This window comes from Desulfitobacterium hafniense DCB-2 (assembly GCF_000021925.1).
GTDB lineage: Bacteria > Bacillota > Desulfitobacteriia > Desulfitobacteriales > Desulfitobacteriaceae > Desulfitobacterium > Desulfitobacterium hafniense.
The window spans coordinates 2,585,645-2,604,844 of the sequence record NC_011830.1 but is presented as its reverse complement, the minus strand read 5'-3'; the positions used below and the strand labels follow the sequence as shown (position 1 = coordinate 2,604,844).

Annotated in this window: 17 protein-coding genes and 1 tRNA gene; 2 read left to right on the top strand and 16 right to left on the bottom strand. The window is 48.0% G+C overall.

Annotated elements, in window-relative coordinates:
* Window positions 1-22: 22 nt before the first annotated feature.
* The 6 genes from DHAF_RS11940 to DHAF_RS11915 all read right to left on the bottom strand — a co-directional run bounded on the left by DHAF_RS11940 (window position 23) and on the right by DHAF_RS11915 (window position 8,056).
* Window positions 23-3,595, bottom strand: coding sequence for a DNA polymerase III subunit alpha (locus DHAF_RS11940; RefSeq protein WP_015944012.1), 3,573 nt, complete (start codon window positions 3,593-3,595; stop codon window positions 23-25).
* A gap of 151 nt (window positions 3,596-3,746) precedes the next feature.
* Window positions 3,747-5,060 carry a DRTGG domain-containing protein gene (locus DHAF_RS11935; RefSeq protein WP_005814651.1) on the bottom strand — a complete coding sequence of 438 codons (1,314 nt, stop codon included), beginning with the start codon at window positions 5,058-5,060 and terminating at the stop codon, window positions 3,747-3,749.
* 136 nt (window positions 5,061-5,196) lie between these two features.
* Window positions 5,197-5,403 (bottom strand): alpha/beta-type small acid-soluble spore protein, encoded by a 207-nt coding sequence (locus DHAF_RS11930; protein WP_015944011.1) that lies wholly within the window; start codon window positions 5,401-5,403, stop codon window positions 5,197-5,199.
* A 338-nt stretch (window positions 5,404-5,741) separates the two neighbouring features.
* Window positions 5,742-6,443 (bottom strand): metal-dependent hydrolase, encoded by a 702-nt coding sequence (locus tag DHAF_RS11925; RefSeq protein WP_015944010.1) that lies wholly within the window; start codon window positions 6,441-6,443, stop codon window positions 5,742-5,744.
* A gap of 42 nt (window positions 6,444-6,485) precedes the next feature.
* Entirely contained in the window at window positions 6,486-7,532 is a 1,047-nt protein-coding gene (locus tag DHAF_RS11920; protein WP_005814645.1) for a glycosyltransferase family 4 protein, read from the bottom strand.
* Window positions 7,533-7,588: 56 nt separating this feature from the next.
* Window positions 7,589-8,056: a tRNA (cytidine(34)-2'-O)-methyltransferase gene (locus DHAF_RS11915; protein ID WP_015944009.1), complete on the bottom strand. Its 468-nt coding sequence runs from the start codon at window positions 8,054-8,056 to the stop codon at window positions 7,589-7,591.
* Window positions 8,057-8,328: 272 nt separating this feature from the next.
* Between DHAF_RS11915 and DHAF_RS11910 the strand changes: the two genes are divergently transcribed.
* Entirely contained in the window at window positions 8,329-8,826 is a 498-nt protein-coding gene (locus DHAF_RS11910; RefSeq protein ID WP_005814642.1) for an Lrp/AsnC family transcriptional regulator, read from the top strand.
* Complete coding sequence (locus DHAF_RS11905) at window positions 8,823-9,986, top strand: aminotransferase class I/II-fold pyridoxal phosphate-dependent enzyme (protein ID WP_011459619.1); 1,164 nt, start codon at window positions 8,823-8,825, stop codon at window positions 9,984-9,986. The genes DHAF_RS11910 and DHAF_RS11905 overlap by 4 nt, the downstream gene beginning before the upstream one ends.
* A 119-nt stretch (window positions 9,987-10,105) precedes the next feature.
* Here the strand turns inward: DHAF_RS11905 and DHAF_RS11900 are convergent, their stop codons facing one another.
* The 10 genes from DHAF_RS11900 to DHAF_RS11855 all read right to left on the bottom strand — a co-directional run bounded on the left by DHAF_RS11900 (window position 10,106) and on the right by DHAF_RS11855 (window position 19,166).
* A complete protein-coding gene (locus DHAF_RS11900) occupies window positions 10,106-10,588 on the bottom strand; it encodes a hypothetical protein (RefSeq protein ID WP_015944008.1) in 483 nt (160 codons plus the stop codon).
* A 33-nt stretch (window positions 10,589-10,621) separates the two neighbouring features.
* Window positions 10,622-11,131 carry a DinB family protein gene (locus DHAF_RS11895; RefSeq protein ID WP_015944007.1) on the bottom strand — a complete coding sequence of 170 codons (510 nt, stop codon included), beginning with the start codon at window positions 11,129-11,131 and terminating at the stop codon, window positions 10,622-10,624.
* Between the two features lie 323 nt (window positions 11,132-11,454).
* Window positions 11,455-11,530 (bottom strand) — tRNA-Ala (locus DHAF_RS11890).
* Between the two features lie 191 nt (window positions 11,531-11,721).
* Complete coding sequence (locus DHAF_RS11885; RefSeq protein WP_011459616.1) at window positions 11,722-12,348, bottom strand: C39 family peptidase; 627 nt, start codon at window positions 12,346-12,348, stop codon at window positions 11,722-11,724.
* Between the two features lie 183 nt (window positions 12,349-12,531).
* A complete protein-coding gene (locus DHAF_RS11880) occupies window positions 12,532-13,233 on the bottom strand; it encodes a hypothetical protein (RefSeq protein WP_011459615.1) in 702 nt (233 codons plus the stop codon).
* A gap of 258 nt (window positions 13,234-13,491) precedes the next feature.
* The gene (locus DHAF_RS11875; RefSeq protein ID WP_015944006.1) at window positions 13,492-15,096 is read right to left on the bottom strand and encodes an IS1182 family transposase; all 1,605 of its coding nucleotides are present in this window, start codon (window positions 15,094-15,096) and stop codon (window positions 13,492-13,494) included.
* Between the two features lie 182 nt (window positions 15,097-15,278).
* Window positions 15,279-16,373, bottom strand: coding sequence for a tRNA epoxyqueuosine(34) reductase QueG (gene queG, locus DHAF_RS11870; RefSeq protein WP_015944005.1), 1,095 nt, complete (start codon window positions 16,371-16,373; stop codon window positions 15,279-15,281).
* Between the two features lie 153 nt (window positions 16,374-16,526).
* The gene (locus tag DHAF_RS11865) at window positions 16,527-16,886 is read right to left on the bottom strand and encodes a DUF5412 domain-containing protein (protein ID WP_015944004.1); all 360 of its coding nucleotides are present in this window, start codon (window positions 16,884-16,886) and stop codon (window positions 16,527-16,529) included.
* 28 nt (window positions 16,887-16,914) lie between these two features.
* On the bottom strand, window positions 16,915-17,565 hold the full coding sequence (locus DHAF_RS11860) for a flavin reductase (RefSeq protein ID WP_015944003.1): 651 nt from the start codon (window positions 17,563-17,565) through the stop codon (window positions 16,915-16,917).
* Window positions 17,566-17,570: 5 nt separating this feature from the next.
* A complete protein-coding gene (locus tag DHAF_RS11855) occupies window positions 17,571-19,166 on the bottom strand; it encodes a tRNA nucleotidyltransferase/poly(A) polymerase-related protein (RefSeq protein ID WP_049769573.1) in 1,596 nt (531 codons plus the stop codon).
* Between the last annotated feature and the right edge of the window lie 34 nt (window positions 19,167-19,200).

Genomic DNA, 19,200 nt, shown 5'->3' with positions numbered 1-19,200 from the left:
CCTGCTCCTTTTCGCATCGTTTTTACATGGCATTGACCTTCCATACCACATTGCTTTCCCCTAGTATGTTTGACAAGGCCTGAACCAATTCCTCCAAATCATTCACCCAAAGTTCCCGGTTTCCTTGAATCAGTTTTTTATCCTGCTCAAAATAGAAGAGCACCGGATGGGTTCCCGAATAATGACGCAGGATCGGCAGGGCCTCTTCGAGAAGAGGCGTCCCTTCGTAAGGAAATCTTAAGTAAAGCTTCCGGGCAGGTACTGCACCGGGCTTCGCGGAAGGTACTGCACTAAGCTTCGGGGGAGACTGGGTTGAGGGCTGAGTTGGCGGCTGGGTTCGAGTCTGAGCTTTCTCCCGGGTCTGAGTTTTCTCGTAGTCCTTGTACCCTATCGGTTTAGTTCGCTCTGCCCCATTCTCCAGATCCGTGATACGCTCCGCAAAAATCTTGCGTTCATCATCCCGGATGTTGTATCTTCCTTCCACCACCACGACCTGATCCTCCGTCAAACGGGCACTTTGGGCAAAAATCCGCGGGAACACCAAAACATCTATAGTTCCGGTTAAATCCTCCAGCACAAAGCTGGCCATCATTTCCCCCCGTTTGGTCACGGTGGTGCGGTATCCGGTGACGATTCCCCCCAGGATGACCTTCTTTTCCTCATCGCCTTCGAGACAGGTCAGAATATCCTCAGAGACAGCATTCTTTAGCTTGGGAAGAACACTTTCCAGAGGATGGCCGCTGAGATAAAGACCCAGATATTCCTTTTCCATCGTCAGGAGTTCTCGAGGAGAATATTCTTCGACATCAGGGAGTTCAATCCCTTCATCCAAGTCGTCCCCAAAATCGAACAGGGAAATTTGTCCGCTCTCTTTATCCCTTTGGCGCTGCTGGGCTATCTCCAGGATAGAATCCAAGGCTAAGAGTCCTTGGGCCCTTTTACACAGCAAGCTGAAAGCTCCGGCTTTGAGGAGGCTTTCCAGGACCCGCTTATTGAGGACCTTGGCATCCACACGAATGCAGAAATCATAGAGGGAGTCAAAAAGGCCTTCCTGACGGGCCTCAATGATTTTCTCCACCACATTGACCCCCACATTGCGGATAGCCCCTAAGCCAAAGCGAATGCCCCGGCCTTCAATGCTGAAGCCCACCTGACTGTACTGAACATCCGGAGGGAGAATTTCAATCCCGCTTTGCCGGGCTTCATGAATATAAAAGGACACCTTATCCGCCGAGCTCATCACGGTGCTGATTAAAGCCGCATTAAACTCCAGCGGATAGTTGGCTTTAAGGTAAGCTGTCTGATAAGAAATCACGGCATAGGCTGTGGCATGCCCTTTATTAAAGCCATATTCGGCAAACTTGGCCATCAAGTCAAAGATTTCCGCAGCTTCCTTTTCCGTGAGGCCGAGTTTTAGGGCACCGGGAATAATCTCCTCGCCGCTGGGGCTCTGCAAACCATAGATAAAGCTTTGCCGCTCTTCTTCCATGATCTCCTTTTTCTTTTTCCCCATAGCCCGCCTCAACAGATCGGCGCGTCCCAGGGAATAACCTGCTAAATCCCGGGCAATCTGCATGACCTGCTCCTGGTAGACGATCACCCCATAGGTGCTTCTGAGAATGGGCTCCAGCAGGGGATGCAGGTAAGAGACGTTTCCCCCATGCTTGCGGCGGATAAACTCTGGAATCTGCTCCATGGGGCCGGGACGGAACAGGGCGACCACCGCGATAATATCTTCAAAACAGGATGGTTTCAATTCTTTAAGTACATTGCGCATCCCCCCGCTTTCCAGTTGGAAAACACCGGTGCTGTTGCCCAGGGAAAGCATGTCAAAAGTGGCCTTGTCATCCAGGGGCAGGCTTTGCAGATCCAGCACTTCCCCCCGATTCCCCTCAATTTGCTTTAAGGTTTCCTGGATGATGGTCAGGTTGCGCAGCCCCAGGAAGTCCATTTTAAGGAGGCCCACTTCTTCCACCGTCTTCATGGGGAATTGGGTCATGGTGAAGCCTCCGTCGGAAGTCCTTTGCAAGGGGATATAGGTATCCAGAGCATCCTTGGCGATCACCACACCGGCGGCATGGGTGGAAGCATGACGAGGCATTCCTTCGAGGGAGCGGGCGATTTCATAGAGCTTCTTAATCTCCCCGTCCTCTTCCAGGAGCTTCACCAAATCGGGGGATACAGCCAGGGCTTTCTCCAAGGTCATACCTAAGTCACTGGGGATCGCTTTGGCCACTTTATCCACCCGGGCCAGAGGAATTCCCAGCACTCTGCCCACATCACGAATGGCCGCTTTGGCGCCCATGGTTCCAAAGGTAATGATCTGACAGACCTTATCGGCGCCGTATTTTTCCATAACATAGTTGATCACCCGCTCCCGGCCGTCCGGGTCAAAGTCTATATCAATATCCGGCATGCTGATCCGCTCCGGATTTAAAAACCGCTCAAAAAGCAGATCGTGCTGCATCGGTTCTACAGTGGTAATCCCCATCAGATAAGCTACCATACTGGCGGCGGCAGATCCCCTGCCCGGCCCCACGGCAATACCATTTTGACGGGCATACTGACAAAAGTCCGCCACGATCAGAAAATAGCCGGAGAACCCGGTTTGGGCGATGACTCCTAATTCATAATCCAGCCGCTCTTTTTCTTCGGTCCTTTGGTTGGGGTAAAAAAGCGGAAAAGCTTCATAGCATTTTTTTCTCAGATAGGTATCCAGGGTATAGCCTTCCGGAACCTCAAAGACCGGCAAATAATTGTCCCCGAATTTAAAGTCTACCTGACAGCGCTCCGCGATCCGGGCCGTGTTCTCCAGAATCTCCGGATGCTCGCCAAACAGCAGATTCATCTCCGCTTCCGATTTCAAGAAAAACTCCTCGCTGGAAAAGCTCATACGGCTGGCATCGGTAAGGTTCTTTCCAGTCTGAATGCAGATGAGCACATCCTGGATAAAGGCATCCTCTTTGTTGACGTAATGGACATCGTTGGTGGCTACCATGGGAATCCCTGTTCGGCGCTGCACCTCAAACATTCCCGTATTAACCCGCTGCTGCTCCTCCAGGCCATGGTCCTGGACTTCCAAAAAGAAATTCCCTTTGCCGAAGATCTCTTCATACTCCAACGCACTCTCTACCGCTGTCTCCAGCTGATTATTGAGGAGATACTCCGAGACTTCTCCCGCTAAGCAGGCACTTAAGGCAATCAGTCCCCGGCTGTGCCTTCTCAGGATATCCTTGTCCACCCGGGGTTTATAATAAAAGCCCTCGATATGAGCCATGGAGACAAGTTTAATGAGGTTTTTGTACCCTTCTTCATTTTCAGCCAGCAGCACAAGATGGCGGTTGTTGTCATCCCGTCCCGGCACCTTCTCCGTCCGCCGGTGCGGGGCCACATAAACTTCACAGCCAATAATGGGCTTAATGCCGGCCTTTTTGCAGGCTTTATAAAAATCAATAATACCATACATGACACCGTGATCGGTAATGGCCACCGAGGGCATACCCAGCTCGACGGCTTTTTTCACCAGTTTCTCAATCCGGGCCGCCCCATCAAGAAGGCTGTATTCCGTATGGACATGGAGGTGAACAAATCCCATAATCAGACCTCCTTTTTGTACTAGTGTCATGACACGTTCACTTTCAGACAAGTCATTTGGCGAAATGTGAGCGGGTCATTACACTATCCCCATTATGAAAGAAAGACCCTGATAACTCAAGGCCTTTTCCCCTATTTAATTCAACTATTAACTAAGAAACCTTTTTATCGCCCATTCTGGCGGTCATCAGGGCTTTGGCCAAAAGCTGGTTATTGGAATAGACATCAATCTCAATATTGCAGTGCTTTTTCGCCACCAGCAGCAATTTGACCGTAATGCGGACTTCCGTCCCTACGGGGATGGGCTGCAATTGATAGAAGGTAAAATTCTCTGTAATCGCATCCAGCCGGTATTGCTTGCGCAGGGCAATGTATCCGGCCATATTCATTAAGGTCACTAAAACTCCGGGACTGGCGGAACCAAATTCATTGATCATAAACCGGGTAATCTCGCCCTCGATAGTCAGGTACTCGGGGTCCTCCACATAACGGAAACCGCTTAAAATCAGATTATCCACGGTTTCACCAAACTGAGGCTGCTTCTGGATCTGCTGATAGGCTTCCAAGACGTCCTGCAAGCTGATAATGCCGATCAGCACTCCTTGGTCAACCACTGCGGCGATCTCCCAGCCTTCCCAAAGCATAATGCGGGAAATATGGGTTACGGAGTCTTCCCTGCCCACCACATAAGGGTTGGGATTCATCACTTCCACCACGGAAGTATTCATCTCGGCGCCGGCTACATCGATGGCCGTAATCATGCCGACCACGATATTCTCCTCGTCCACAACGGGAAAGCGGCTGTGGGTGGTTTGCTGTGAAAGCTCGTGCCAATCTCCTACGGTGGCACGGGTGGTCAAATAATTCACATCCTTGACCATAATGTCCTCAACTAAAATAAGCTCTTTTTCAATCAAACGATCATAAAGGGCCCGGTTGATCATGGTGGTCACGGCAAAGGTATCATAAGGGGTCTGAATAATAGCCAGATGATTGGCTTTAGCCAGTTGGATGATATCCTCCTGGGGTTCAAATCCTCCGGTAATCAGCAGAGGGGAGCCTTTCTGCAAAGCAAGCAATTGGGCATCGTGACGATTCCCTACGATACACAAAGAATTGTCTTCTAAGTATCTCTCCATGGCGTCCAATTCCATCGCCGCAATCAAAAACTTGTTGGGCGAGTTATCCAGACTTTCAAAACCGCAGAGCACAATCCCTTCAGCAATTTGCGAGACTTCACGCAAGGTTAAATCTTCAATGCGCCGTTCCTTAGCTCCTTCAATACGGATGGTCCCCACTTTGGGGATGGAACGGACATATCCTTTATTCTCTGCTTCTTTAATGGCCCGGTAAGCGGTTCCTTCGCTGACATCAAGCTCTTTGGCAATAAAGCGGACAGAGACCTTGCTGCCTACGGCAAGGCCTTCAATGAAACTTAAAATTTGTTGATGTTTCGTCTGACTCAATCGTAACGCTCCCTACTTTATCAAGCGATTTTCAGACTCAATTATACCACATCCGGTGGTCTGAAAGGCATATTCCCGGTTTTATTTTGAAAAATATTTTGTCGAATCAGCAACTGTTATATAATTCAAAGCCAAGCTAATCCAGGGAATTCTCGTTCTCCTGCTGGCTTCTGCTTTTGATGCGCTGGGTCATTAAGCCCCCGATTTTTCCGGCCTCTTTTGCTGAAAGTGAATGCCAGCCCTTTAAGCGAACCTGATCGATAAGGCCTAATTCTGCGGCAATCTCCATTTTCAACGCTTCCAGCGGATCTGTTCTTTTCAGCTTAATATGTTTACCTTTCATCAAATCATCCCCCTGCTCATCCCTTGTCCCTCGAAATACGGACAAAGGTGCCTTTTCTCAATGGGTTGTTGTTTTAGGCGACAGCGACCCTCAACATAGTAATAGCAATTAGCTGCACAAGGTCTTCGTGTCATTGTGAATCAACTCCTTATCCAAAACTTGCCAGGCGCAGAGTGTTTACCGGCAACAGCGTCCGATGAGCCGCGTTATCTATCCATCGCTTATTTAAAGCATAGATAGGTATAAAGAGAGTTTCTCCGAAACACCCATAAAAAATACCCACCTAAACGGCAGGTATTAAAACAATAACTCTATCAATTATTAATTAAATGATAAGATTAAATGATCAGAGATTGGCCAGGGGCTAAAATCTCCCCTTTGCTGGCCGGGAACTTTCTCTTTAAAAGCTCGATGAACTCCTGAGGGTCCTGCTGGATAACCGGAAAGGTATTATAATGCATGGGAATCAAATAACTGGGCCTTAAGAGGGTAGCGGCATAGACCGCTTCCTCCTGCCCCATGGTGTAGTTGTCCCCAATGGGCAGCATGGCGGCTGCCAAGGGGTGCCGCCGTCCGATCAGCTCCATATCCCCGAAAAGCCCCGTATCCCCCGCATGATAAATCCACTTGCCATCCATCTGGATCAAAAATCCGCAGGCCATACCGGCATAAGTAAAGGATTCTTCTTCTCCCGGCGGTTCAAAGACCGAGCCGTGCAGGGCTTGGGTCAAACGCACCGTGCCAAAGTTAAAGGTATGCTTGCCGCCGATATGCATGGCATGGGTCTTCGCCCCATACCTGGCACAGAGACGGGCCAGCTCAAAGACACAAATAAGAGGGGCTCCGGTCTTTTGTGAGAGTTCGATGGCATCCCCTAAATGATCGGAATGCCCGTGGGAAACCAGAATCCCGTCCAGGTGAGTGAAATGTTCCGGCCCCACATCGGCTGCCGGGTTCCCCTTCAGGAAAGGATCAATCAGTATTCTGCCCTTTTCCCCAATGATTTCGAAGCAAGCATGACCGTGAAAGCGAATTTCCATTTTTACCACTCCTTAAGTGCAACTCATCAACACTCATTATTCTTATTTGCTGTGCTTCCGGCTCATGACACTGAGCAAGGCGGTACGACGCATTAAAATGATCACCAAGAGAGCAAAATCGGCGCTCAAAAGGGCGGCCGCCCAAACCCAGGAGCCCAGGGCGCCTAATACGGCCGCCATGCCAAAGCATCCGCTCATGGCGTAAAGGAGCAGCACAGCCTGAGGCTGGCTAAAGCCGGCATCCAACAAGCGGTGATGAAGATGTCCCCGATCCGCCGTGGCGATGGAATGGCCCCGCAATTTTCTGCGGATGATGGCAAAGGTCATATCTGTCAAGGGCATACCTAAGACAAGGAGAGGAAACACCAGGCCCAGGACCGTGGCTGTTTTCAGCAACCCCATAATCGAGATTCCGCCGATAATATAGCCCAGAAACATACTCCCGGAATCCCCCATAAACACCCGGGCCGGATGAAAATTAAAGAATAAAAAGCCTAAGGCCGCACCGGCTAAAGCCAAGGTCAGATGGGCTTCTGTTACTTCATTGATGCGGATGGCCGACCAACAGAGCAACAGGGCAGCTTCAAAGCAGATCCCTGCGGCAAGACCGTCCAAACCATCGGAAATATTCACTGTATTCACCAGTCCGACAATCCAAAAAACTGCTAAGACTAAGCCAAGCCATCCTAAACCAATGGACGCAAAATCCAATTTCATCCCGATGATGGGAAGAGAAATCTGACTCATGGAAAAACCGAAGAAAAGCAAAAGGGCAGCCGCAATAATCTGCCATACCAATTTCACCATGGGGCGCAGGTCAAATATATCGTCCACCACCCCGACGATAACAATAATCGTACTGCCGAAAAACAATCCCCAAATCTGCCTATCCCATATACCCATAATGATCACGGCAATCCAGAAGGCTGCATAGATAGCAATGCCGCCGATCCGGGGAATAGGGGTCTTATGTACGCGGCGGCCTCCCGGGTAATCGATGGCTCCCCAACGTCTCCCCAGTTTCATGGACAAGGGAGTGGCGATAACGGCAATGATTAAGGCAATAACAAAGGTTAAAACAAAGGTCATGTCTTTTCCTCCAGAAGTCAAACAATACTACATCTTAAGTGAAACAGTCCTACATTCTATATGAGTCCCGGGTTTCCCCACTGGCGCAAGGCCTCATAGACCACCACAGCTACAGAATTGGAAAGATTTAAGGAGCGGGCATCGGCACGCATGGGCAGGCGCAGAGTCGTCTCCGGATAGCGTGCCAGAATTTCCGGAGAGAGCCCCTTTGTTTCTTTGCCAAAGAGAATATACCCTCCCTGTTGGTAGTGAATATCTGTATGGAGGCGTTGTGCCTTGGTGGTTGCCAGGTAGCGGGGGCCTTGGGGATTCTTGGCTTCGAATTCAGCATAGTTTTCGTAAATGTGAATATCCAGCATATCCCAATAATCCAAGCCGGCTCGTTTTAAGTGCTTATCGCTTATTTCAAAGCCTAAGGGTTTGACCAAATGCAAGGCGGCTCCTGTAGCGGCGCAGAGCCTTGCTACATTGCCTGTATTGGGGGGAATCTCAGGTTCGACTAATACTATGTTAAGATGTGCCATTAATCTACATATCCTTTCGCAATGCGCAATAAATCATCACTCTATTATACCCTAAATCTTGAAAATGCCCAAGAATGTCTCACTAATTTGTCCAAAAAAGGGTTGGATTCTGCTTAAAGTAGATTAACAATCAAGTTTTTTCGTGATATGATATTTTTTAGAATCTTCTTCCTTTCTCCCTATCCTATATAATAATTTGCATTATTCTCTCTTGTTGTATTACAGAACAGTGTGATATGATGTTTTAAAACTTAATTGAAAGGAGTTTGTTCATGCTCACACATGATGAACGTAAGCTTCTCGAACTCATTGCCAATGATTTCCGCTTATCCCTTGAAGAGCTTTCGATTCAGACCGGTTTGTCGGAAGAATTTATAGAAGAGCGCCTTAAGCAATGGGAAGAAGAAAAAATTATTGCTCAATACTGTCCACTGATCAATTGGGAACGGACCGGCGAACCCATCGTAACCGCCTTAATCGATGTTAAGGTTCTTCCTCAGAGAGGTTATGGGTTCGATAAAATAGCCCGCCGTCTGCAGAAATTCCCTGAGATCAAAGCGGTTTACCTGATGTCGGGGGGGTATGACCTTTCCCTTTTAATTGAAGGGAAAACCATGCAGGAAGTGGCCTTATTTGTGGCCGAAAAACTTGCTCCCCTGGAGCATGTCACCGACACAACCACCCATTTTATCCTCAGACGCTATAAGCAAAACGGCGTGGAACTCCTTGGGGAAGACGATAATCCCGAGAGGCTGGTGATTTCACCGTGAATCAGTACCTTTCACCGATCGCGGCCAATTTACCCCCCTCAGGGATTCGCAAATTCTTTGATCTGGTCTCAACGATGAAAAATGTAATCTCTCTCGGGGTCGGAGAACCGGATTTTGTCACGCCATGGACCGTGAGAGAGAGCGGCATCTTTTCCCTTGAGCAAGGACAAACCATGTACACCAGCAACTCAGGACTTCTGGAGCTGCGGCAGGCCCTCTCCTGGAATATGGAAAAAAAGCTGGGCCTGGAATACAATCCTAATGATGAAATCCTGATCACCGTAGGCGCCAGCGAAGCCGTCGATCTGGCGATGCGCGCCCTGCTCGGCCCGGGAGACGCCCTCTTGCTTACAGACCCTGCCTATGTCTCTTACGGCCCTTGTGCAACCCTGGCCGGTGCGGAAGTTCATTATGTTCCCACCCGGGAAGAAGAAGATTTCCGGGTGCGGGTAGAGGATCTGGAGCGGGTCTATACCCCCAACGCCAAGGTTCTGGTGCTCTCCTATCCTAATAACCCTACCGGAGCCATCATGACCTGGGAAGACTACCAACCCATTGCCAAGTTCGTCCAGGATCATGATTTGATCGTTGTGGCTGACGAGATCTATTCGGATTTGAGCTACGGCGGCAGCCATACAGCCTTCGCCAGCTTGCCCAATATGAGAAACCGCACCTTGCATATCAGCGGTTTTTCCAAATCTTATGCCATGACCGGCTGGAGAATCGGCTATGTAGCCGGGCATCATGACTTTATCCAAGCCATGACCCGGATTCACCAATACACAATGCTCTGTGCTCCCATCACCGCCCAGCTGGCCGCTTTGGAAGCGGTCCGCTCCGCTGAACAGGCTATGCAGGATATGGTGGCCACCTATGACCGCCGCCGCCGACTGATGGTACATGGCTTCCGCAAAATGGGCTTATCCTGTTTCGAGCCACTGGGCGCCTTCTATACCTTCCCCAGCATCAAAGCTACCGGGTTGACCTCGGAGGAATTTGCCAATGAGCTTCTCCAGGAAGAAAAAGTAGCCGTGGTTCCCGGCACAGCTTTCGGCCCCTCAGGAGAAGGACATATCCGCTGCTCCTATGCTTATTCCACGGAACAGATTCAGGAAGCCTTAACCCGGATGGAGCGATTCGTCAGCAAGCGCATCAAGTAAGAAGCCTTTCCTTTTACTGTATAAAGCAAACTACGCTGGAATATACCCAGGAACATCGCGTTCTTGGTACATTCCAGCGTAGTTTTATTGAGGAGCTGCTTTATGCCTTTTACTAAGCCTTATTTTTCATAAGAAATTAGGTCAAAAGACACCGTAAATTCTGCCGGATTACTTCGGATCAATGAACCAATCCGCTTTAATGTGAAAGGGATTCTCTCCTTATACAATTTCTCAAGTTCATCCAGCAATATCCTGTCTTCTCTTCGCTGCGCTACCTCATAATAAGCATAAACGGTTTCCATTTTCTCAATAAGGCTCAGCATTTCAATGTCATTGAAATATTTCATTCCTGATTTAAGGGCGGACCAGATATCCAGCCTATCCGCCAAATAAGAAATCTGTGCAAAAAATTGAGGAATCCCATTATTGGCATGACCATATAGAACTTGAAACAGGAACAATGCTCGTTGCCCGTTAGTCAACTGCATAATGATCTGCGACTTTGTTGCCGGGGCTTTCCCGCGTACTTTTCGAATAATCAGTTCGACATATATCCATATGAGTTTTTCATCATCAAGCATATGGAATTCTTGCTGGTTCATGAGTATCACCTTCAATTAAATCATATATGAAAACTATTTTGCACAGGTTCTATATAAAAATCGCCCATAACCTATTTCTGCTGCATTTTTCATTAATTCGCCATTTAACCATAATGCAGTATCTGAAAAGTTCCTATCGGATAATGGCCATTTGGCATATTGCTTTGACAAATAATCTGCGTCCGACAAATCGATTAAATATGAAACCCATTTATCGTGCAGGAAGTTTATTGTTGCTTTTGCTTTTTCAACACTTCCTGGCCAAGGAATATCCTCTTTTTTTAAGGTGCCCTTATCAAAATTATAATCCAATGCAGTGCTCCACCAATATATAATATGCCACAAAGTCCAGGCAATGCTGGGTGGACCAGACTCGTAACTCTCGGTTTCAGGCCAGTCTATACACCAGCCTTCTTCCTGCTTGTATACCTGTAGTCCCGAGGAATTGAATACCCATAACGCCTCTGCTTCCTTAAGATCGTTCATATGATAAAGATAAAGCTGCCAGCACATGTCCAGCTGAAATAATATATTCTCTTTCATGATTATACCTCTCTGTTTATACCTGCGCATTATAAAAAAATTGTGATTAGATTTGCCTTCTACTTTATTTTCTGAGCGGGAAAACGGTCTGATACAAGATTTAAAATAATATTATGCTCAAGCAAGGCCTTTAATCATGAGAGGACTAACGCAAATCCTTCTGTACAGCCAATCACTTGATCTACAATCTCATCACCATCTCCCTTAAACCCGGTATTCGAAATGCTAACGAAAGTAGCGTTATCTGGCCTTCCCGTTCCAATACCTTATCACTTTACATATAGATAAAAGAACCCGAGATTAACTCGGGTTTGTGTTTCATATGGTGGAGATGATGGGACTCGAACCCACGACTTCCTACATGCGAAGCAGGCGCTCTCCCAGCTGAGCTACACCCCCACATTTTAGAGAACTGAACATTATTATAGATCTATTTTGCCTTATACTCAAGATCCCATCTTCACCAAACCGTTGTTTAAGAGCTAATGATTTCTGCAATTCGCGGGCGGACATGGTTTCCACCTTGCTGACTAAACAAAAGGACTTAAATCGCAGTGATTCAAGTCCTGCCAAAAGGCACAGTCCAATCGTCAGATAAAGTACTCTATTGTGCTTTCCGCCGTTTTTTGCGTGATTTTATTGTATAAGATAATCGCTTCCCGGGCATCTTTAGGTCCCAGCGCATAAATTTCCGAACTTTCCTGATTAAAATAGCTAAATGGAACCTTGCGATTCATTTGCATGGGGGCATCGGCAATGAGTTCAATACCCTCTTCTTCAAAAGGCTGTTCACGATAGTATGGATCAAACAGATAAATCCATTCATTCTCGTTATCTATACCCGTCAAAAGGACATAGTGCTCTTCTCCGTAATAAAGGCGTACGACGACAACGCCTCCTTGCTGAAGCGCCATAACGATTTTACTTGTCTGGCCAATAAAAACATTTTCCTTGGTCAGATAAGCGATTTCAATGGGAAAATCTTTAGCCTTGCCGAATTGACCCAGCCAATTGCTGATAAACATCATGGCCATGGTGGAGGTTCCTTTTTTGCCGATCTCTCCCTTGTCATTGTAGACATCCAGACAATAAAGCATAATATATTTAATGACATCGGGCGGTATTTCTTCCCGTTCAAAAAGAAAGCTGATGGCATTCATCATCGTTGTTGGCCCGCAGTCGTATTCGGTCGCTTGATAACTTAACGGAACTTTCATTGGCCTCAGCTCAATTCCAGGTAATCATTATTAACTTATTATACAAATATCAAGCCATTGGAACAACCAAGCAACGATAGATCAATCAACAAATCAAAAAGCTCAGCATATAGCCAAGCTTTCCCCCCTATCTTTCATAACCAAAAGATTTATACTCAATTTTCTCCCATTTTCGTATTCGGCTTATCTGCTTTCACAGTATTTTTTATAGGCTGCTAAACGCTCACTAAGGTCAGCTGTTTTATCGTCGGTGAACCCCTCTTCGTCATCTAACCACCACAAAGCATCCTGCAAATGGGATTCATCTGCAAACTTCAGATTGCCATCCGTATTGAGCAAAACCACACTGTTTTCGAGATAAGCGTTTACCTTATGCATAAAGGCAGCAATTTCAGCGGGGTTGAAGGAAAGGTGAACCGGGCTGCCAAAATTTATATCAAAATATACAGCGTTACTGTCGACTATGACTTCGTTGCCGGATGAATCAAGAAAAAACAAATCGTAGCGATAGTGGCACATTCCCTGAGACATATAAGGGGAATAGCGCAAAAGATAGTCTGCCCCATCCCATTGGCATAGAAAAAGGGCAAGCCAGCCCATATGAGCCGTAGCAGCCTCCGTTTTCCATAGGATAGGATCTTCAGAATTGCCGATCTGCAATTCAAAATACTGTCCATTATCAAAAGCTATCACTTTTACCGTTTCCTTGATGCCATCGTGATTAAAATCAGCAATGGCTGAGAGTTCTTCCGCGATTTCTCCTCTACCGCTGGGCAATTCATTCTGTTGAGCATTGCTGTTTACTGTTGTTTCGCTTTGATTATCCCAGGCAGTGAGAGTCACTATTATTGCCACTACAATAATGGATGCAATCCACCGTTTCATATGCGCACCCCTTTGCTTTATATCGGTTTAGACGCAGAACAATACGGGCCATCGAAAACCCTTGCTTTTGATTATGAATATTTTACCATAAAAAAGGAAGAGGGTGTCGCAAAACGTTTGTGAGAAAACGTAATGCGGCCCCCTCTTTTTCTTGAGGAAAAGGCCGAACAAGAGGAAGAGAGCCTCATTTAAGCACTCTTTTGAACACAGCAAAGCAAGGGAAGACCCTTTCCCCTGTAGACCCTCTTCTGTTTTAGATCACGCTGCTTTAAGACGATGTAAATGGCTTCCACAACGCCCCGATTGAATCTTGTTGTGGAGTTTATTTATGTTAAACGCTGTAGCCAACAGCCACAGCTCAATCTGTACTTTCACCTGCCCGCGTAAGAGGAAACGTCGAAAATTCATGTCCTGCTTCAACACACCGAACGCTCCTTCAACTTGGATGGAACGATTGACCCTCAACACAATCCCTTCATCACTCTGGATTCGGGTTTCCATCGCTTGACGCTGTCTCTGAAAGGTCTTGGAGACATAGAGGTTCTTGCTGCGCTCTTCCAGGGGTTTGGGGCTTGAGCCTTTGATGCATTTGGCTTTATGAGGGCAACCCTCACATTGAGTACACGAATAGACGGTGGTCACGATAGGATAGTCGTTTTTGGACTTGGTTTTCTTTTCATAAGCCGCTTGTAGTCTGTGGCCCGCATGACAGATATAGGCATCGCTGTCTGCATCATAGGGCATATTCTCCCGTTTACCGATATCGCTTTTATACTTGCGGGTTTTGGCCCGATCATGGTTGGCGGGCTTGATGAAGGCCATCTGACCGTTGTCTTCGCACCAGGTATAGTTCTCTTCGCTCTCAAACCCTGCATCCGCCACCGGTTTAGTGTAGCCAAGGCTCTTAAGGGTTTTCATCATAGGAATAAAGGTATTCACATCACTGCGCTCCTGAGAGATGAGGGCACTGACGATGTATTCGGCATCGACGGCTAAGACGGCATTGTAGGCCGGTTTGAGCTGGCCATTTTTCATGTGGTCCTCTTTCATCCGCATGAAGGTTGCATCCCGGTCGGTCTTGGAAAAACTGTTTCGCTCTCCGAAGCTGTGGTTGTAGTCATCATAGTTTTTCTGACGAGCCAGATACCCTTCAACCGTTTCAATGGCTCTCTGCAAGGGAGATTTTCTCTTGCCTTTACCATGAACGAATGTCTGCTCACCTTTGAGAGCGTAGAGGTGTTTGCGTAGCTTCTTTAAGTCCTTGGTCCGGATCTTTTCTCTGACATCAAAGCGCAGGCCTAGTTCAGCGGCCAGTTTGGGTAACTCACGTTTCATCTTGGCCTGCATCTTGGTTTCATGGTTTTGAGTGGATTTCTTCCATACGAAACTATACCGGTTGACATCAGCTTCTAGTTTGGTACCGTCGATAAACACGCTGCAAAGGGACAGTTCACCTAATTCGGACAAGAGCTGGACCAGTTGTAAAAATAAATCCTCCATAGCATCCGTCAGGCGTTCACTACGAAAACGGGCAATGGTAGCATGGTTGGGGGCGGGAGCTCGGCCCCACAGGTACATAAAATTGATATCGCGCTGACAAGCCTGTTTCAGCTTGCGAGTGGAATAGGTCCCGTTCATATAGCCGTAGACCACAATTTTGAATAGATTCTCCGGGGAGGTTTCGATTCTCCCAAGGCGGGAGTAAGCAGCGCGCAATTTACTGTAATTCATCCTTTCCAAGACACTGCCCAGAAGCCTTACCGAATCATCGGCCGGGATTAATTCTCCAATATCCATAGGAAGAACCAGTTGATATACACTCCCGTTTGATGTATAATCTGGCCGTAAAGTATGGGCGTTCATCAACTTATATTTTACGGCAAAAGAGGGCTTCTGGCATCTGCCAGTCGCCCTCTTTTCTTATTTTTTTCTGACTGTCTTACTGCGACAGCCCCTTCAAGATAATTCCGGTGGACCTGAAGGGCATCACCACGCCGCCCGGATAATCACCGCTGGTTCACTTCCGGCACGCCATGTACTTTCTACTATTTATCCGCCTTACTATAATAAGGTTGAATCAGCTTCGGAATATCCTGCCCGGTTCGTTCTTCTTCCCAGCTTGGCAGACGGGGATCCCGGAGATTCTTTAAGGCAAGATAAGCATTCCTTTGCAGGATCCCTTTACCCCTCCAGCCGGCTGCTGTGCCTCTCCACTGTTGATTGAATTGTCTTTTCGTCAGGTTCAGGATATCCCAGAGGTCCACTCCTCTGGGGAGAGCTTTCTCCCCGCTTACATCAGGTTCCTTTCCCTCCTGCCCTGCCTTTCTCAATTCTCCTTGACGATCCTCTTTAATCTTATTCAGGATACTCCGTTTCCCTTCTTCGTCACATCTTAATCCGTTATGAGGACAGACTTCCTGGCAAGTATCACAACCAAAGATCCGCTTGCCTAAGGCTGTTCTTTGCCGCTCTGTCAGGGGTTCTTTGCTTTGAGTCAGGTAAGAAAGACATTCGTTGGCTTGAAAGTGCCTTGTTCCTAAGATTTGAGCAGGGCAGGCCCTGATACAGCGTGTACAATTTCCGCATTGCCCGGCAAGGGGCTCATCCGGTGGCAACGCTTTATCCAGGAGCATCAGCCCTAAAGCCACAAAGGAACCCTTCCCGGGAATAATCAGCTGCTGATTTTTCCCCAGCCAGCCCAGCCCGGCCCTGGTGGCCAAAGCCCGTTCATTGAGGGGGCCTGTATCCACCTGGATTTGAGGTGCTTCCCCCCTCCACCCTGCTTCCCCGAGGGAATTGACCAATTGGTGCAAAGCCCGTTTAACTTGGCTATGATAATCTTCCCCCACCGCTGAGCGGGCCAGAACTCCTTCCCCCTTTTGGGGAGGAGCCGAATAAACCAGGGGATACGCTAAAACTACCACGGTCTCACAGGCCGGCCAAATTGCTTTAGGATCCACCCTTTTACGCAGTTCTTTCTCCTCAAAGGAGGTATAATACCCCTGAGCGCTGCGCTCCGCCAAAAACTCGTACAACCCGGCAACAGGTTCGGCATGAGTAAATCCCACCGCTGCAAAGCCTGACTCCAAAGCCAGGTGTCTAAGGCGCTCTTTCCACAGCATCCCTTCTTTTTGATCCACCGAAATCCCCCCTTTCTTCTGCACGCTAATAAACAAAGGACTCTGAATCCAGCTATTCAAAGTCCTCACTTCTCTCTTTTAATACCTTTATTCTATTTCATTTCAGGAAAAATCTCAAACCAATAGAGTCACGCGCTTGGGCCGAAATGAGCATTATTGTCTTCTGTAATCAAAAACATCATGGCGAACGTCAAGCTCAACTTCATTAATCATTACCGTGACATCATCCACCCAGGCGACGGCGGCAGTTTGACAAGGAGAATTCCAGTAGATATTTTTGGATTTGCTTGTTTGATTATTAGTCACCGTACATAAAACAGCATAATCCGTTGTCGCCCCGCCATTGTTTAGGTAAGCTGTAACAGTATAGGTGTTGTTAGGGGAAGCCAATTCTGTTAGTATGTCCTGCCCATTAATACGCTGTACGTCGAAAAATGCCCAATAGATACCATAGCCGGCTATCCCCATCAGCGCTATGAACATTATCGACACTGTTATTAGTTTATTTTTCATTCTGACTCCCCCCATAATCCAAGCGCATTTACTTGGTCGCCCTAAAATAGGCATAAGTCATTGGTTCAGCCTTTTGCCGAACTTCGGCACTTTTGACTTCTCCCAGGAACAGGGTATGAGTCCCCGCATCCAGCTGGCCAATCACTTCCGCTTCCAAGGTAGCCACAGCATTGTCCAGCAGGAGAACTCCGGATTGACCCCGGTGAACATCGGGTAAATCCTCAAACTTACTCCCCTCCCGTCCGGAGCGGTAACCAAAACGCCGGACATAATCATGGCCTTGCTGATTCAGAACAGACACCCCGAAGCGGCCGCTTTGGCTGATCAGTTCATGGGTATAGTTATCTTTATTGATGCCGATGGCTATCCGGGGCGGTTCGGCTGTGATTTGGAAACAGGTGTTGGCGCATTGTCCATTATCCAAACCATCAAAATGAGCCGTAATGATAAATAATCCATAAGAAATACTGTAGAGGGCCTGAATAATAGCCTGTTCATCGTCCAGAGCCGGTGCCGCCCCAGGCTGGTTCACCTTCCCGCTTACGCGGACTTCAGGCTGTTCAGTTTCTTCAAGTCTTTCAAATTGATCCGGGCCCGCCCCGCAAAGGGGACAACTTTCAGGGGGAGCTTCCCCTTCATGAATATAACCGCAGACGATACATCTCCATTTTGTACTCATACCCTTCACTCTCTTTCTCTCTTCGCATAATTTCTTCCTTTAAAATGCTTATATTCCTTCTCCAGAAATCCCGTGGTCAGAGGAATCCAATCGACACTGACAACACGGGTCTTTCTTAAGCTCTCTTTAAAATCCCCCCATTCTCTTCCCTTGATCTTATGCTCTTGGGCAAATTTCTCCAATTCACCCCACTCCAGTTCCTGGTGACGCTTTTGCACGGCCTTATTGGTCTGATGAAGCTTTTCCAGAAGCTCCTCAAAGATTTGCTCCTCCTTAGGCTCCCGCTTCTTCCCCCCATAAAAATCAGCCCGCCATAGTTCTAAAAGCTGATCAACTCTTGTCAAACGATAGGAGCGGCCGTCCCACCCTTTCTCCCAGACGAATTGCCTCACCTTCTGGTTCAGCTGCAGGGCACTGCCCTCGCCGCGGAGTTCCGCTATAAAGCTCAAGGTTCCACTCATATGATTTTCGATCAGCCAGAGCAGCTCCTTTTCACCCCCCTCTCCTTCTTTACCTAAAACCATGGCCAAGCGAAAACGGGCTAAAATCTGACGGGTAAGGCGCCCGCTTTCTTTCTCATGGCCAAGAAAATGGCGTTTGCCATCCCGGACCCATTCGAATCCTCTGCGGCAGGAAGGGTCTTTGCGAATACGCTTTACCTGAATAACCTGAGGATAATGATCCAGACGGGTTCCATGTACTTCCACATAGTCTCCATGGTAGCGATGGAGCTGGCGCCCAAGAATCCGATACTCACCGATGTAATAGCCTTTATCTTCTGCCCAGCATTTCCCCCAGACATAGCACTCCCGACTGGCCACTTCCCATTTCCCCAGATCATGAAACAGTCCGGCCAAGCGCAGAATCGGCTGGGGCGGGGTATTGGCCAGCACCTGCAACGTATGCTCCCAGGCATCTTTAGTATGGTAACGGTTCTGGGCTAAGCCCTGCAGCCTCACCAGCTCCGGCAAGTATAGAGTCAAATACCCCAGTTCATTCAGCAGGCGGATACCTGCTGCCGGGTCAGCCAAGGTTAAGATCCGGCCCAATTCCTCAGAAGTCCGCTCACTGGCCACATGCTTTAACTCAGGCAGAAGACTTTGGGCAGACCTAAAGGTGTCCTCCTCGATGTCCATCCCGTATTGAACACTGAAACGCACCATGCGGAGAATCCGGACCGGATCCTCCCTGAATCGCTCCCAGGGATTGCCGCAAGCCCGCAGAAGCTTATTTTCCAGATCCTCTCTTCCTTGAAGAGGATCAATCAATTCTCCTGTCCGAGCGTCTTGAAAGACAGCATTGATAGTAAAATCCCTTCTTAAAGCATCCGCCTCAAGATCGCCGTCAAAGAAGTTAATATCCATGCGCTGCCCTTGCTGAAACACACTAAGGGTTTGATGCTTTGCCCCTATTTTCAGGGGATGATAGCCCCACTCCCGCAAATGCTTTTCCAGCTCCTCCAAAGGGATGGGGATGATTCCATCCACATCCTTGCCGGGGCGGTTGAGCAAGTGATCCCGGACGGTCCCTCCCACGATGTAAAAGGGGGTTATTGCGGATATCTTTTTAATTAGCTCTTCCTGGTATAAGTCCATATCCATCCCCCTTTTCTGATAGTGCAAAGGGACCCCGGCG